The 14,370-nt window shown below is 35.4% G+C and carries 11 protein-coding genes; 10 read left to right on the top strand and 1 reads right to left on the bottom strand.

What is annotated here, in order from left to right:
* Positions 1-116: 116 nt before the first annotated feature.
* The 3 genes from brnQ to AAC388_RS07940 all read left to right on the top strand — a co-directional run bounded on the left by brnQ (position 117) and on the right by AAC388_RS07940 (position 2,541).
* Positions 117-1,418, top strand: coding sequence for a branched-chain amino acid transport system II carrier protein (gene brnQ, locus AAC388_RS07950; RefSeq protein WP_032006454.1), 1,302 nt, complete (start codon positions 117-119; stop codon positions 1,416-1,418).
* A gap of 189 nt (positions 1,419-1,607) precedes the next feature.
* A complete protein-coding gene (locus AAC388_RS07945) occupies positions 1,608-2,027 on the top strand; it encodes a heme-binding protein (RefSeq protein WP_014206963.1) in 420 nt (139 codons plus the stop codon).
* A gap of 259 nt (positions 2,028-2,286) precedes the next feature.
* Positions 2,287-2,541: a hypothetical protein gene (locus AAC388_RS07940; RefSeq protein WP_005073940.1), complete on the top strand. Its 255-nt coding sequence runs from the start codon at positions 2,287-2,289 to the stop codon at positions 2,539-2,541.
* Positions 2,542-2,566: 25 nt separating this feature from the next.
* Here AAC388_RS07940 and AAC388_RS07935 read toward each other — a convergent pair whose 3' ends face one another.
* The gene (locus AAC388_RS07935; RefSeq protein ID WP_032006455.1) at positions 2,567-3,022 is read right to left on the bottom strand and encodes a hypothetical protein; all 456 of its coding nucleotides are present in this window, start codon (positions 3,020-3,022) and stop codon (positions 2,567-2,569) included.
* 141 nt (positions 3,023-3,163) lie between these two features.
* On the opposite strand from AAC388_RS07935, the gene AAC388_RS07930 reads away from it, so the two are divergent.
* The 7 genes from AAC388_RS07930 (at position 3,164) to AAC388_RS07900 (ending at position 14,246) form a co-directional block, all read left to right on the top strand.
* Positions 3,164-4,024, top strand: coding sequence for an alpha/beta fold hydrolase (locus AAC388_RS07930; RefSeq protein ID WP_101663281.1), 861 nt, complete (start codon positions 3,164-3,166; stop codon positions 4,022-4,024).
* Positions 4,025-4,340: 316 nt separating this feature from the next.
* Entirely contained in the window at positions 4,341-7,196 is a 2,856-nt protein-coding gene (gene ptsP / locus AAC388_RS07925) for a phosphoenolpyruvate--protein phosphotransferase (protein WP_342371461.1), read from the top strand.
* A 15-nt stretch (positions 7,197-7,211) separates the two neighbouring features.
* Positions 7,212-8,159 (top strand): 1-phosphofructokinase, encoded by a 948-nt coding sequence (gene pfkB, locus AAC388_RS07920; RefSeq protein ID WP_342371460.1) that lies wholly within the window; start codon positions 7,212-7,214, stop codon positions 8,157-8,159.
* A complete protein-coding gene (locus AAC388_RS07915) occupies positions 8,146-9,864 on the top strand; it encodes a fructose-specific PTS transporter subunit EIIC (RefSeq protein WP_342371459.1) in 1,719 nt (572 codons plus the stop codon). Before pfkB ends, AAC388_RS07915 begins: the two co-directional genes overlap by 14 nt.
* A gap of 837 nt (positions 9,865-10,701) precedes the next feature.
* Positions 10,702-11,166 carry a MarR family transcriptional regulator gene (locus AAC388_RS07910; protein ID WP_002121027.1) on the top strand — a complete coding sequence of 155 codons (465 nt, stop codon included), beginning with the start codon at positions 10,702-10,704 and terminating at the stop codon, positions 11,164-11,166.
* Positions 11,167-11,360: 194 nt separating this feature from the next.
* Positions 11,361-11,576: a hypothetical protein gene (locus tag AAC388_RS07905; protein ID WP_017480975.1), complete on the top strand. Its 216-nt coding sequence runs from the start codon at positions 11,361-11,363 to the stop codon at positions 11,574-11,576.
* A 579-nt stretch (positions 11,577-12,155) separates the two neighbouring features.
* Positions 12,156-14,246 carry an EAL domain-containing protein gene (locus AAC388_RS07900; RefSeq protein WP_342371458.1) on the top strand — a complete coding sequence of 697 codons (2,091 nt, stop codon included), beginning with the start codon at positions 12,156-12,158 and terminating at the stop codon, positions 14,244-14,246.
* The last annotated feature ends 124 nt before the right edge of the window (positions 14,247-14,370 follow it).

Here is a 14,370-nt window from a genome sequence, read left to right as displayed (position 1 = left end):
TTTTTAATATCTATTAAAGGTTTTTATGCTCTGAAAAAAATCTTTTTCACATAAAATACCGCTTGATCATGATCTCTTTTGCTCTAAAATTCCTTCTTTTTTATTAATTTTAATTTATGCAACATCTTCGTACTGGAGATATTATTGCCCTAGGTTTTATGACCTTTGCTCTTTTTATTGGGGCTGGCAATATTATCTTTCCTCCCATTGTCGCTCAACAAGCCGGTGATCATGTATGGCTAGCCGCTATAGGCTTTTTGATTACTGCAGTTGGTCTACCCGTAATTACCATCATGGCACTCTCTCGTATGCAGGGTTCCATTGAAATTATTAGCTCTCCTCTCGGTCGAGTAGCAAGTCTGATTTTAACCGTTGTTTGTTATTTATCAGTAGGCCCTTTATTTGCTACTCCACGTACAGCTACTGTTTCTTATGAAATTGGTTTTTCATCTTATTTTGGAACATCAAGTAGTAGCCTTTTAATTTACAGCGCAATTTATTTTTCATTTGTAACTGTAGTTTCACTTTATCCAAACAAGTTATTAGATACTGTTGGTCATGTGCTTGCTCCCCTAAAAATTATTGCTTTAGCAATTTTAGGTATTGCAGCAGTTATGATCCCAGCGGGTTACGTCCCTGCTCCAATCAACCATTACGTTGAATCTCCAGTTTCGGAAGGTTTCGTAAACGGTTATCTCACTATGGATACTTTAGGCGCATTAGTATTCGGTATCGTAATTATTCAAGCGATTTATTCGCGTGGTGTTACCGATAAAAAATTAGTCACTAAGTATGCGATTATTGCCAGTCTTATTTCTGGTGCAGGTCTTACTTTAGTCTATTTAAGCCTATTCAAATTAGGTGTAGGTAGTCATGAAGTAGCACCAAATGCAGCAAATGGTGCTGTAATTTTACATGCATATGTTCAACATGCTTTTGGCAATATGGGTTCATTATTCTTAACTGGCCTAATTTTTCTAGCATGTATGGTGACAGCGATTGGCTTAACTTGTGCTTGCGGTGAGTATTTTGCTCAGTTAACTAAATTACCTTACAAACTTTTAGTATTCATTTTAGTTGGTTTCTCTTTCATTATTTCTAATCTTGGATTAACCAAACTTATTGCTGTATCAGTACCTGTTTTAAGTGCAATTTATCCACCAGCAATTGTTGTGATTATGCTGAGCTTCTTTTGGAAATTTTGGCACAAACCCTCTTTTATTGTCGGTTCAGTAACAAGTATTGCTTTAATTTTCGGTATTATTGACGGTATTAAAGTTGCTGGTTTTGGTGATTATTTACCTGAATTTCTTCAACATTTACCTTTAAATGAACAAAACTTAGCTTGGTTGATCCCATCTTTAGTTGTTCTAGCAATTACCGTAATTATCGACAAAGTTAAATTTAAAAACATTTAATCTAGTGTCTATTTTGAAATCGAGTTTTACCCAAACATGATTTTATATATTGAATAAAATGCTGAGTTTACCCAACCGGCATTTTATTTCCACACTACTTTCAATGACAAATCAACTATAGATATAATCAGTTTTTACTGTAAAATTACACTAAAATAATTTTTAGCTTACTAGGAAAGAAGAGCAACAATGAAAAGTAAATATTACCTAACACAAGCAGATGCAGAGTTTTTAATGGAAGAAGCTCAAAAATATGCAATTGAACACAACTTTAAAGTCAGTATCGCTATTGTTGATGAAACAAGTTCTCTACTGTTGATGAAGCGTTTAGATGGTGCTTCACCTTTATCCTCACATTTATGTTTAGAAAAAGCAAAATGCTCTTCAATATCAGGTAGACCTTCAAAATTTTATGAAGAACTTCTGCAAAGTGGACGCTTAGGTTTTTTAAGTATGCCTAGTGCTCAAGGAATGTTAGAAGGTGGAAAACCCATTATTTATGACGGGCAAATTTTAGGGGCGATTGGCGTTTCTGGTGTCCAATCTTTTGAAGATGCAGAAATTGCTCAACATGCTATTGATACATTTTTAAAAAAACAAAACAGCTAACCTGAAATGATAGAAAAGAGAAATTATTACACTTTTCATTAAAATATTTTCTCTTTTCTAAAATATTAAGTATTTTATACAAAAATATTTAATATTTACTTTTTTAATACCTTAACCTTTTATAAACATAGAGTTTTTTATAAAACTGTTCAAAAAATTTTCTATTCACTATTGAATTGAATTAAAAATAGAAGTACAACATTAAACTTATTCTTGACTAAAACATTCGGTTTTAGCGCAACCACAAGGAGGGATGGAGATGTTATCATTACATTTCAACAAACAAGTCTTCATTAACACTCTGAACAGCAAAGATTCAGTTGTTTATGGAGTAACACCGCTTGCTCTTATGCTGACTTTACTGTTTCAAGGTATGATTAAAGGAAATCTGAAACCCGAATACTTTATGTATGCGATGGTTGTTTCTTTCATATTTTGTGTGTGGGCCTTTGTCGACCATAAGATGCGAAAACTAGCTAAAAGACGTCTTAGTCAACAAAACTTGAATACTTAAAAAATGGATGAGCAATCATCCATTTTTATACATCCAAAAATAAAAAAATTGTTCCGATAACTAAAATAGCTGTAGCTAATAATTCAGTCAAAATTAATCCCACCATCATTAAAGTCATCATCCATGAAGGTAAGCTAAAACGACCTAGCTTGTGAGGACGTTTGAATTGATTTGTTGTGTCCTGTAAATAGCCATGTATGATATAAACCAGAATTGAAAAACTAAAAAATAGAATATTTGCGAACACACACCATAAAGTAATATTTTCATTTAAAACAGTAAAATAACTTAATACAGCTAAAATTAGGCTAGCAGCTGCATATAACAAACTACTTCGATGAGCGATATCCACATAATAATGAGCACGACTTAATTCTGAACGGCGTATTTGCCAATATTTCCATACCCCAGTGAGCATCCCTAGCCATAAAAATATGCCACTAAACACAATTGCGAGCTGTACAGCTTTCGGTAAATCCATCTTTTTTCCAATTATTTGTTTTATTCAAATTTAATGAGCTATATAACATAAATATTGACTTTATAGTCACATTTTAACCAAGTTTCATTTCAGAACTCGTGTAAATTAAAGATATCAATAAACCAATCACTACGAAATATTATGGATAACTCTTTTGAATCATTTTGGATGACCTGTAAAGATGGTTATCAACTTGCTGCACATTTTTATCCAGCTCAATCCCCAAAATCAGTAAATCCCGTGTTGATCTGTCCTGCAACAGGTATTACTAAAAACTTCTATCACTCTTTTGCTACATGGTTAAGCGAACAAGGATATGACGTATTAAGCTTTGATTTCCGTGGAATTGGAGGCTCCTTACACGGGTCTTTGAAGCAAAGTACAGCAAGTATTAATGATTGGGGAGTTCTCGATATTCCTTGCGCAATTGATACGTTATTAGAAAAAACTAAAGCAGAACAAGTTACCCTTCTGGGCCACAGTGCTGGTGGTCAGTTATTAGGAATTGTTCCTAATTTTCATAAAGTAGCAAAAGTTATTGCGGTCGCAGGTTCCACTGGCCATGTAAAAGGTCTTAAAGGTAAAACCAAGTTTTTAGCACCGGTAATGTTCAATGTCATCTTTCCAATTTCTAGTGCTTTTAAAGGTTATGGTGCTACTCAATTTATTGGAATGGGAGAAAACTTACCTAAAAAAGTCGCCCAACAGTGGCGAGAATTTTGCAGCCATCCAGGCTATGTGAAAAATGCTATAGGTAAAACAGTCCATCATGATTTTCATAGTGAAATTATCTGCCCTATTACTTCAATTTGGGCAAGTGACGATGAAATTGCAACCGAGCGTAACGTTGAAGATTTATTAAAACTTTATCCTAATGCGCCCACAAAAATGCTAGAGCTAAATCCCATGAAACTTGGGCATAAATCAATTGGGCACATGCTAATGTTTAAAAAATCACATCAAAACTTATGGTCACTTTTAGAACAGGAAATCCAACACTAATCTATTGATCTTTTACTTTTGCCTCTATACCCGTAATCCGGTATAGAGGTTTTTTTTAATATTAATACCCACTTCTTTTATAAAGTTAGTTTATTAACCTGATAATTATCATAAGAAATTAAAATATATTAATCACCTATTCCTTTGTATTAAAAACAAGCACTTTTTACGTAAATACGTCGATATAGCTTTAAAGTTCTGCTATCGTTATTTATACGAAGCTGTTGTTTAAAAACGGTTAAAATAACCTATTTTTAATACTAACAGCTTCTTTTTTTCTGTTTAGCTAAACCAAAGAAATTGTTCAAGGATAAGTATGCTAGCACTAGAGCCTCGACATATTCATATGAATCAACATGCTGTTGATAAAAAGCATGCATTACAGTGTCTAGTAGATATATTGGTAAAAGATGGGTTAGTTACACCTGACTACATTACAGGACTCATCAATCGGGAACAACAAAGTGCCACCTATTTAGGTCAAGGCATTGCTATTCCCCACGGCACACCCCAATCGCGCGAATTTATTCTAGAAACAGGTATCCGTTTAGCTCACTTTCCAGAAGGAATTATATGGGATGGTGAAAACAGAATTTATTTAGCTGTTGTTATTGCAGCAAAATCTGATGAACATTTACAAGTTCTACAAATATTAACTCGAGCTTTAATGCATGATGTAAGTGAACAGGTAAAAAATGCTAAACAACCTGAACAAATTATTGAAATCTTACAAGCTCAACCATTATCTTTAACTTTACATGAGAATTTAATTCAAACTGAAATTGAATCTCAAGATATTGAAGATTTATTTTGGTCTGCATCTCAGATTTTAAAAAAACACAATTTCGTAAAGTGCGGTTTTCTAAGTTCACTTGACCCTGATCAAGTTATTCAACTACAAGATCAAATCTGGTCTATTTCAAGTAATAAGTTTGTTCAACAACCAGCAATCAGCATTGTAAAACCTCGCCATGCTTTAGAGCTAGGTGAAAAAAAGTTAAATACTCTCGTGTGTATCGCTGCCAATGAGCAATTAGATAGCCAGAGATTTAATCGACTGATTGATATTCTATTTAATCCAGAGCAAGTTGCGCAATTAGACCAAACACAAGCACCAAATGAAATTGCTAAAATCATTGGTGCAGATGTTATTCCAGATTGGCCTCACCGTTCGGTTGTATTAGCCAATGCCCATGGATTACATGCTCGACCAGCGACTCATTTAGTGAACTTAACTAAAAGTTTTCAAGGTGATATTCAGGTTGCAGTAGATGACGGAAATTTTGTTTCTGCTAAAAGTTTGACGCGCCTCTTGGCTTTAGGTTGTAAACGTGGCCAAACTTTACGTTTCATTGCCGAACCAGAAACGGATGCAGTTGACGCTTTAGATAAAGTTATTTTGGCAGTGCAACAAGGCTTAGGAGAAGAAGTTGAACCAATTCAATCTCTAGATACCCAAGAAGCTCAATCATCTCAAACAGTAACCCCACTGCCAAAAATATTGAGTACAAATACAGGAATTGCTGCCTCAAGTGGTTTAGCTTTCGGACCTGTACATGTAATTAAACCAAAGGTTTACCAATATGAACGTATGGGTTTAAGTGTCAAAGTAGAAAAAGAAAAACTTGATATTGCTCTTCACGCTGTTAAAAACAATATTCACCAAGTTATTGCAAAATCTGAAGTGGCTGAGATTAAGCAAATCTTCCAAGCACATTTGGAAATGCTTGACGACCCAGATCTGATTAATGGTGTTTATCAAAAGATTAACTTGAATCTTTCTGCCCCTGCTGCATGGCATGAACATATTGAAGCAGCAGCCAAAGAGCAAGCAGCTTTACCAGACCGATTACTAGCTGAGCGTGCTACAGATTTACGTGATATTGGTGATCGCGTTTTGGCTCAACTCTGCGGTGAGGTCATCATCGAAGAACCTAAAGAACCTTATATACTGATCATGTATGACGTAGGACCAAGTGATGTAGCCCGTCTTAATAAAGATCGTGTAGCAGGTATTTTGACAGCTGTAGGTGGTGCAAGCGCTCATAGTGCTATTGTTGCTCGTGCTTTGGGTATTCCTGCAATTGTTGGTGCTGGTGATCAAGTACTAGATATTGAGCAAAAAAGTTCTCTTTTAATTAATGGAGATACTGGAGCTTTTATCTTAAATCCTAATGCTCAACAAATCGAACAAGCAAAACAAGAACGAGAGCTTCAGAAAAAAATTCGTGAAGAAGCTGAACGTCACAGCCAAGAACCTGCGATTACTCTAGATCAACATCAAATCGAAATTGCTGCCAATTTAGGAAAAGTTCAAGCAACAGCCCAAGCGGTAGAATGTGGCGCTGAAGCAATTGGCCTACTCAGGACAGAGCTTGTTTTTATGGCGCATAGTAGCGCTCCGAGTGAAGCTACCCAAGAAGCAGATTATCGTATTGTTTTAGATGCTCTAGCAGGCCGCCCTCTCGTAGTACGTACGCTAGATGTAGGTGGTGACAAACCACTCCCTTACCTTCCAATTGCTGAAGAAGAAAATCCATTTTTAGGTCTAAGAGGTATTCGTTTAACGCTAAGACAGCCTGAGTTGTTGCGTCAACAACTTATTGCTTTGCTTAAAGCTGCAGATGACCGCCCTCTAAGAATCATGTTTCCAATGATTGGCCGTGTAGAAGAATGGCGTGCTGCAAAAACTATTCTTGACGAAGTTAGAGCGATATATCCATGCGCCAACTTACAAGTTGGTATTATGGTTGAAGTTCCTTCTGCTGCTTTACTTGCACCTATCCTCGCGCAAGAAGTGGACTTTTTCAGTATCGGAACAAATGACTTAACTCAATATACTTTAGCTATTGACCGTGGTCACCCTATCCTCTCGGCTGAAGCAGATGGCCTCCACCCAAGTATTTTGCAATTGATTGATCAAACTGTAAAAGCTGCACATAAGTATGGCAAATGGGTAGGCATATGCGGTGAACTCGCAGCCGATCCAAAAGCCGTCCCTATTCTGATGGGCTTAGGGGTAGATGAGCTTAGTATGTCACCGAATAGTATTCCTTTGGTTAAAGCCCAAATTCGTACACTTAACTACAGCCAGGCTCAAGTGCTTGCTAAGCGTGCACTTGAATGTGATAGCGCTACTGCTGTACGTCAGTTATCCGAACAAGAAATGTAAAGATTAGGAATGGTAATGGCTAAAGTTTTAACAATTACTTTAAATCCTGCAATTGATGTGACTATACAACTCAAAGAGTTACAGATAGGTGAAGTAAACCGCCAAGAATCTGTTGAAATACATGCAGCAGGCAAAGGTTTAAATATTGCACAAGTTTTAAAAGATTTGGGACATGAGGTTATTGTTTCTGGTTTTCTAGGAGCAACAAACAGGCAGATATTTGATGACCATTTTAAAGAAGCTCAATTCCAACCAGAGTTTATTTATATTGAAGGCGAAACTCGTCAAAATATAAAAATTGCTGAACATTCTGGACGTATGACCGATTTAAATGGAAAAGGTTTCTTTGTTTCTGAACTAGATAAGAAGAACCTCTTTCAAAAAATTGAAATGATTTTGCCTCTGGTAGATGTGGTTGCCATTGCCGGGAGCCTTCCACAAGGTTTTAGTGTTGATGAGTTACAGCAACTTATTAAGCTCATTCAACAGCAAGGAAAAAAAGTTGCACTTGATACAAGTGGTAAAGCGTTGCTTGCTGCAATTGAATGTCAACCTTGGATGATTAAACCAAATACAGATGAGTTAGTAGAAAGTTATCAGCTTCCTGCTACAACCTATGCTGAACAAAAAAAACTTTTTGCAAACTTAGCTAAAATTGAACATGTCGTTATTTCGATGGGTGAAGACGGTGTAAACTGGTTAAATGACACTCACCCACTTCATGCCACAGCACCTAAAGTGATAGTTAAAAGTACAGTTGGTGCGGGTGACTCTCTTTTAGCAGGGATGATTCATGGCTTATTGGGTGGCTTCTCTGCCGAAGAAACATTAAAAACTGCTACCGCAATTGCAAGCCACGCTGTAACACAAATAGGCTTTCGTATTCCTAATACTGAAAAGCTAAACCAATTAAAAGCCCGAACTATAATCAATTCATTGAGTGAATCTGATGCCAACTACTAAACGTTTATTATTTGTTATTAATAGTCCGCAACAGCAAGTCAATGCTTTGATTTTAGCTCGTAAACTTGCACAAGTCGCGTCTCAACAGGGTTATCAAAACAGCATTATTTCGCTTGATGAATTCGAGGTGAATGAAAGCTTTGACCAAATTATCGTTGTTGGACAACGCCCGAAAAATCTTAATATTTTTGGTACACACCCTTTATCTTTCATTAACATTGAAGAGATCAAAAGTGATACTGATTCAGCTCTTCAAACTGCTTTAGATCATTTTAAATCTGCTCAAGACTGGCAAAATGATAATAACGTATCAGCACCTACAGCTAAAAAATTTGTTGCGATCACTGCGTGTCCTACGGGTGTCGCGCATACTTTTATGGCAGCCGAAGCTTTACAGCAAGGCGCAGAAAAGCTCGGTTATGAGATTGAAGTAGAAACTCAAGGTTCCGTTGGCGCAAAAAATATTTTATCAGCTCAAGCTATTGCTGATGCGGACATCGTCATTCTTGCGACTGACATTGAAGTTAATACAGACCGTTTTGTAGGTAAACGTGTTTATAGATGTAGTACAGGTTTTGCTCTAAAGCAAACAGATAAAGCTTTTGCTGAGGCAATCAGCAATGCGCAAGTTTTAGAACAAGGTAAGCAACAAACATCTGCAGAAAACAAAGATAAAACCGAAAAAGTTGGTGTATATAAACACCTCTTAACAGGTGTCTCTTATATGTTACCTATGGTGGTGGCGGGAGGTCTTTTAATTGCCCTCTCTTTATGCTTTGGTCTCAATGCAGCTGAGCAAGCAGGCAGCTTACCAGCTATATTAAAACAAGTTGGGGCCGCTGCATTTATGCTTATGGTTCCAATGTTATCTGGTTATATCGCCTACTCGATTGCTGATCGTCCTGGCCTCGCACCTGGTTTAATTGGCGGCTTACTTGCTTCTCAGTTACAAGCAGGTTTTTTAGGAGGTATTGTCTCAGGTTTTCTTGCAGGCTATATCGCACTATTTATCGCTAAAAAACTTAAACTTCCAACTAGTTTAGAAGCACTTAAACCCATTCTAATTATTCCGTTATTAGGCACATTATTTGTTGGTCTAATTATGTTTTATGTGGTTGGACAGCCAGTAGCACATATTTTTGAGCTAATGAAAGATTTCTTAAATAACATGGGTACAACAAATGCTGTTTTAATGGGAATTATATTAGCAAGCATGATGTGTATTGATTTAGGTGGACCAATCAATAAAGCAGCCTACGCTTTTACTGTTGGACTGCTGACAACAAATACTTATATGCCTATGGCAGCCACGATGGCAGGCGGCATGATCCCTGCTATTGGTATGGCTATTGCAACTTTCATTGCTAGGAATAAATTTAGTACTGGAGAGAAAGATGCCGGAAAAGCAGCTTTCGTATTAGGTTTATGTTTTATTTCTGAAGGTGCTATTCCCTTTGCAGCTAAAGACCCAATGCGTGTTATTCCAACTTGTATTTTAGGTGGAGCTGTGACTGGAGCACTCGTTGCCTTATTCCATTGTGAGTTGGTTACTCCTCACGGCGGTGTATTTGTTCTTTTAATTCCTAATGCGATTAATCATGCTTGGTTATATCTTGCTGCAATTGCTGCTGGTAGTATTGTTACAGGGATAAGCTATGCCATTGTTAAGAAAAAAATAGAAGAAAAAGCTGTGACCACTGCATAATTAAAAAAGGGAGAATTTATATTCTCCCTTTTTTATAAATTATATGTGCCTGATCTCATAAAAATTTAAACTGAAAACTATTTAATTCACTTTCTTTGAGACTTAAATCATTTAATCTGAATAGCTCTTGCCATAATCTGTGTGGGCACTTCTCCTGCGAGTATTATGGTTAGATTTCGCTCTTTTGAGATTTAATGGATAAAATCTATTGAAATTATAATTTATAGACAAAAATACCTCTATTTCAAAAGCTTATTATTTAAAATAATTTTTAAAATTTATTAATAAAAATCAGTTATTTAATATAGAAATCGAATTCTATTTTACTAAATAATAGATGTTTCATGTTAAATGTATGGTAAATTTTGGTAACACCAAAATAATGCAAATAATTGATATTTATAAATATTTTTTATTTAAATATCTCAATTTTTCATAGTTATGACTTTAGAGACAAAAACTTTCTCGTTCAATGCCACGTTCAAATCATAATTTTTTTTCTACGATGCCCTTGCAAGCAATATCGTTCAATTAACGATCAAGCAAGCTTAGATGCAATCTTACATATCCACTCAAAGAGTTTTAGGTACAGCCCTGTTAAGCAGTTTTTACCTTTAATAATCTTTGATTATAGCTGAAGAGTATTTAAAGTTCGCAAAGTTATAGGAATGCTTTATAAAGGTAAGGACAATTAAACCATGTCATTGTTAAATGAAGCTATATAACTTTTGCTCATCAAGTAAAGTCCTGCTATAACTTGCTTGATGAAACTATATTTTTCAACTATTAAAGATAGTTCACCAGGAATGCGATCCACCAAGGTATGGGGAAAAGTCAATGACAAAGAAGTATGCGCGTTTTTTACCTACAACAGAATCTTTTACTCTTGAAGATTTTCCATATTATTGGATTACTCAGGTACATGCTCAATATGTACAAAACATTGATAATGCTTTAAAAAAATATGGTTTAGATAACTCACGTCGACGCATCATGTTGGCTTTAAGCAGCAAGCCCCATGCGAGTGTTTCTGAACTTTCAGATATGATTATTTCAAAAATGTCGACTACCACAAAAATTGTTTATCGTTTGAAAGATGAAGGTTTGGTTGAAACTTACTCTTGCCAAACTGATGGTCGTATCACTCGTGTAGTACTTACAGAAAAAGGGACTGAAATGATCAACAAGATCAATGATCTTACAAGTGTAGTACTTGAGCAGTCTTTTGAAGGTATTACTCCCTTACAGCTAGAAAAAATGATGGAAAGTTTAAAATTACTTTTAAAGAACCTTTCTCGCTAAGATGAAAGAAGAATCTATTTATACCCAATAGTTAAGCTCTCATTATGAGAGCTTAACTATTTTAATGTCTCTACTTTAATATTGAGAGAAATGGCATCCCACATAAAATAATCAATTAACCTTCCATCTGTTGACTTGAGCTCTTAACTCCAGTAGAAATTCTCTTTCAATAACTGAATAGCAAATTTCGGAAAATGGCTAAAAGAAAATACAAAAGTGACAAATTTCAGGTACGTCGTATTAACCGTAGCTGGTGGGTACTTGAAAAAGATCTTGAATCAAACTGCTATTTAAAACATGAGCAAGTGGCAACAAAAACCTTAGCAAACAACTATGCTGATGATTATATCGAACAGTACTATATGAATCTGTACATACAACAACAGTTGAAAAAACCAGAAACTGTATAAAAAGCCATTTTGGCTTTTTTTATTTTTATAATTAAAATCTATAAAAATTATGCATAAAAAAAACCTACATCTTGGGGAAAATGTAGGCTATAAAATGCACAAAAAGGAAATATATATCCTTTTTGACAAAAAGAATTTTACGATAATACAAGCTATTATTTTATATTACTTTTGTAAACTTAATAGCGATTATTGTATTTAATTAACCTCTTTTGAGAGCTTCTTTGTTTATATTATGAATAAAATTTGATTTATCAAATTCTTTATTTTTTATCTTTACTCCTTCTACTTTCTTAGTTTTATTTTTAATATGACAAATATATATGGATAATTATAAGCTGCTGTTTTAATAAGTTTTTTACAAAAATAAGCATAAATATTTTTTTAAAGAAAGATAAATAAAAATTAATAAATAACAAAAACATAAATTAAATCTTTAGTATATATTAGTTTTAATAATTCAATTTTAGTTCAAAAAAAATACACATAAAATTTATTATTTGCTGTTTTGCTTACTACAGAAAGATTACAATAATGGCTAATAAATAGATTAATCAACACAATCTTTCTAGGCATGTTATGACTTCAATGTCGAACAACACCCAAAAGCATTTTATTGTTGAGCAAATTCCACTCCCAACTTGGGTAAGTGATGAAAATGGCTTGATATTATATTGCAATATAGAGTGTACAGAATATTGGTTGGATACTTTTTCTCCATTGCCAGAGCAATGGCTAGATTTTATTTATCCTGCCGATTTAGATGAAGTCAAAAACAGATGGCTCGAAGCAATTCGCCTACAAAAAAGAATCGAATTAAAATGTCGACTTTTACAAGCTGGAAATCAATATAGATGGTGCAAACTATCGATTCAAGCATCTAAGTATCGTAGCTCCTCACAAACTAGCGAATGGTATGTTAGCTTTTTAGATATAGATCACGATATTCAAGAACAACAAAACTTGCAAAAGAACATTGAAATACAAAATCAGATGTTAGATATCAGTGTAGATTGCATTAAAGTTCTAAATGTAGACGGCACACTTTCTCATATGAACAAATCAGGATGCCTCGCTTTAGGTGTACCTGTTGATGAAATAGAATTTGGAATGAAATGGCTCGAACTATTACCACCGCACATTCGTAAACGCGGTCGAGTCGCTTTGAAAAAAGCTCTTCAAGGTAAAGTTGCTAGATTTGCAGGAATGAGCTGTTTACCAGATCAGGATCCTGAGTATTGGGATAATATGCTTACCCCAATTCATCGGGAAAATGGTGAAATTGGACAAATCCTTTGTGTCTCACGTAATGTTACTCAACAACATTTGGCAGAAAACCAGCTTAGGAATATGAGTGAGAGAGATGAACTGACCGGATTATATAATCGGCGTTCATTTAAATTTCAACTTAAGCGTACTCTCTCATATTCAAAAGACACTCAAACAAGTGTAGGGTTACTTTTAATTGACCTCGACCACTTTAAACATATTAATGATACTTTAGGGCATAGCGCAGGCGATCATCTATTAAAAGTTCTCTCCAAACGCTTTAGTCATTGTGTAGATGATGAAAAGTGCTTTGTCGCGCGACTAGGCGGAGACGAATTTGCGGTTATTCTTAATAACCTCAATTCTGAAAATGATGTCCGAGAGTTAGCAGCCATTTTACTTCAACAGTTAAATCAGCCGATTACCTATTTAGGTAATGTCTTAAATGGTGGGATGAGCATTGGCTGCGCAATTTACCCGCAAGATGCCGTAGACCAGTCAGGTTTGCTCAGTTGTGCCGATATGGCATTGCATGATCTAAAAGCGCGTGGTCGTGGTGGTATTCGCATGTATGATCCATGCATGATGCAAATGACCGAAACAGTCGCTTCTCAGCTTAATTTAGCTCGTCAGCTGATTCGCCATCATACCATCCAACCCTATTATCAACCTAAAGTAGACCTAAATACCCATCGTGTAGTGGGATTTGAAGCTTTATTAAGATGGCATACAACCTCAGCTCAAAGAGGCTACCCAGCACAAATTGCGGAAGCTTTTAAAGATTATAATTTAGCGAGTAAGATCGGTGAAACGATGCAACATCAAGTTTTACGTGATATCGCCAAATGGATAAACCTTGGTATTACCCCTCTCCCTGTTTCACTAAATGCCGCACCAGTTGAGTTCTTAAGAGATAATTATGCTGAGAGACTTTTGAAAAAGATTAATCAATTTCAAATTCCGACGCACTATATTGAAGTGGAAGTCACCGAACACATGCTAGGCGATCGAGGCTCGGAATATGTGATCCGCGCACTTAATAAATTAAAACAGCATGGGGTACGTATTGCACTTGACGACTTTGGTACTGGTTTTTCCTCGCTAACCCATATTCGCGATTACCCAATTGATAGTTTAAAAGTAGATTGTAGCTTTATCCAAAAGATGCAACATGACCCATCAATTTATGCGATTGTCCAAGCAATTGGTTTACTCGCTCCAAATTTATCACTTGGGCTTATCGCTGAAGGAATTGAAACTCCGGAACAAGAAGAACTACTTCGACAATTTGGTTACAGCATAGGCCAAGGATTCTTGTTTGAATCTGCTATAGATGCTACCCAGGTTATTTCCATACTTAAACAAAATCAGCCCTACTTAGAAAGTCATTACAATCTTTGAAAATAAGATGTTTAATGAACCTTTTAGTTTTTATTCATACTAAAAATAAACAATAATTTTTTAAAAACTGTTCATAATATAAGCATAAAGATAATAATTTCGGTGTTTCCGCACCATACATTGT

This window comes from Acinetobacter sp. D009 (assembly GCF_038562025.1).
In the GTDB taxonomy this organism is placed as follows: Bacteria; Pseudomonadota; Gammaproteobacteria; order Pseudomonadales; family Moraxellaceae; genus Acinetobacter; species Acinetobacter pittii.
Note: the sequence above shows the minus strand (reverse complement) of the source record. Positions and strands in the feature narration are given on the sequence as shown.

Coding starts and splice junctions, on each gene's coding strand:
- brnQ (WP_032006454.1), top strand. CDS start 117: ATGCAACATCTTCGTACTGGAGATATTATTGCCCTAGGTTTTATGACC.
- AAC388_RS07945 (WP_014206963.1), top strand. CDS start 1,608: ATGAAAAGTAAATATTACCTAACACAAGCAGATGCAGAGTTTTTAATG.
- AAC388_RS07940 (WP_005073940.1), top strand. CDS start 2,287: ATGTTATCATTACATTTCAACAAACAAGTCTTCATTAACACTCTGAAC.
- AAC388_RS07935 (WP_032006455.1), bottom strand. CDS start 3,022: ATGGATTTACCGAAAGCTGTACAGCTCGCAATTGTGTTTAGTGGCATA.
- AAC388_RS07930 (WP_101663281.1), top strand. CDS start 3,164: ATGGATAACTCTTTTGAATCATTTTGGATGACCTGTAAAGATGGTTAT.
- ptsP (WP_342371461.1), top strand. CDS start 4,341: ATGCTAGCACTAGAGCCTCGACATATTCATATGAATCAACATGCTGTT.
- pfkB (WP_342371460.1), top strand. CDS start 7,212: ATGGCTAAAGTTTTAACAATTACTTTAAATCCTGCAATTGATGTGACT.
- AAC388_RS07915 (WP_342371459.1), top strand. CDS start 8,146: ATGCCAACTACTAAACGTTTATTATTTGTTATTAATAGTCCGCAACAG.
- AAC388_RS07910 (WP_002121027.1), top strand. CDS start 10,702: ATGACAAAGAAGTATGCGCGTTTTTTACCTACAACAGAATCTTTTACT.
- AAC388_RS07905 (WP_017480975.1), top strand. CDS start 11,361: ATGGCTAAAAGAAAATACAAAAGTGACAAATTTCAGGTACGTCGTATT.
- AAC388_RS07900 (WP_342371458.1), top strand. CDS start 12,156: ATGACTTCAATGTCGAACAACACCCAAAAGCATTTTATTGTTGAGCAA.